The organism is Sinomonas flava, from assembly GCF_039531875.1.
GTDB lineage: Bacteria > Actinomycetota > Actinomycetes > Actinomycetales > Micrococcaceae > Sinomonas > Sinomonas flava.
In genome coordinates, this window is the sequence record NZ_BAAAQW010000001.1 from 162,281 (window position 1) to 163,535 (window position 1,255).

Genomic DNA, 1,255 nt, shown 5'->3' on the forward strand with positions numbered 1-1,255 from the left:
GCTGCGGATCGTCGGCGGGGGCCGGGCGCGGCTCGAAGAGGCGGCCGACGGCGCGCGCGTGCTCCTGCCTGACGGGACCCGGCTCGAGGCCGACCTCGTGGTCACGGCCGTCGGGGACGAGCCCAACACCGCATGGCTTGACGGCTCGGGCCTGCTCACGGACGGGGCGCTGCGAGTGGACTCCCGCGGCAGGGTCACCCCGGGCATCGTGGCCGCGGGCGACGTCGCCCACTTCCCGACCCGCCGCGGGATCCAGCGGGTCCCGCTGTGGACGAGCGCCATCGACCAGGCCAAGAGCGCGGTCGCCGGGCTGCTCGCCGGCGACGCGGCGCCGGAGTTCGACTTCCAGCCGTACTTCTGGACCGAGGGCTTCGGCCTGTCGCTCAAGGCCGTCGGGTTCACGCCGGTCGTCGGCGATCCGGAGTACCGGGATGCCGGCGCGGAGCAGGGCTCGATGCTGCTGCGCTGGGACCACGGCGACGGCACGGGGACAGCGGCGGCCGTCAACTACCGTATTCCTGTCCCGAAGCTGCGCCGCCTCGCCGCCGCGTCTGGCGCATGAGTGCGGCGGCGTCGCCCACCGGCTCTCCACGCGCCCGACCGCTCACTAGGATTGGTCCATGCCCTCACTTCGCGAAGCCCAGAAGCAGCTGACGCGCGACCGGATCGTCGAGCGGGCGCTCGAGCTGTTCGTCGAGAAGGGGTATTCCGCGACCACGATCGACGAGATCGCCGCCGCCGCCGGCACCACAAGGGTCACGTTCTACGCCTACTACCCCTCCCGCACTGACCTCATGAAGGACTTCATGGCGCGGGTGAACGCGATGCTCGACCGCGCCTACGGCCCCGACAGCGCCTCCACCGCCGCGGAGCTCGTCGACGTGGTGCGGGAGGCGAAGCTCGAGGGGATCCTGGCGTGGCTCGAGTCCCGCGCTGTGCTCTGGCCCGACTTCCGCCCGTACCTCGACGTGCTGGACGAGGCCGCCGCGGTGGACCCGGAGGTGCGGGCCATCGTGGACGGATGGCACGAGGAGGTCATCTCGGACATCGTGCGGGGGATGGAACTGGCCGGGCGGTTCCAGCCCGAGACCCGCCACATCCGCGGGACGCTCGCGTTCACCCAGCTCGACTACGTCGCGACGCTGTGGACCCGCCGCAAGTACGAGCCGAACCGCGAGCACGCGCTCGAGGTGCTCGCCGACAGCTGGTACCACCTGCTCTGCGACGAGGGCTAGCACGACGTCGGCCGGGCACC

At 72.1% G+C, this 1,255-nt stretch carries 2 protein-coding genes; both read left to right on the forward strand.

Annotation, left to right across the window (positions count from 1 at the left end):
• Window positions 1-562: FAD-dependent oxidoreductase (locus ABD298_RS00820; protein WP_344297544.1), on the forward strand; the 562-nt coding region annotated here is incomplete at its 5' end.
• A 58-nt stretch (window positions 563-620) separates the two neighbouring features.
• Window positions 621-1,235 (forward strand): TetR/AcrR family transcriptional regulator, encoded by a 615-nt coding sequence (locus ABD298_RS00825; protein WP_344297546.1) that lies wholly within the window; start codon window positions 621-623, stop codon window positions 1,233-1,235.
• Window positions 1,236-1,255 lie beyond the last annotated feature (20 nt).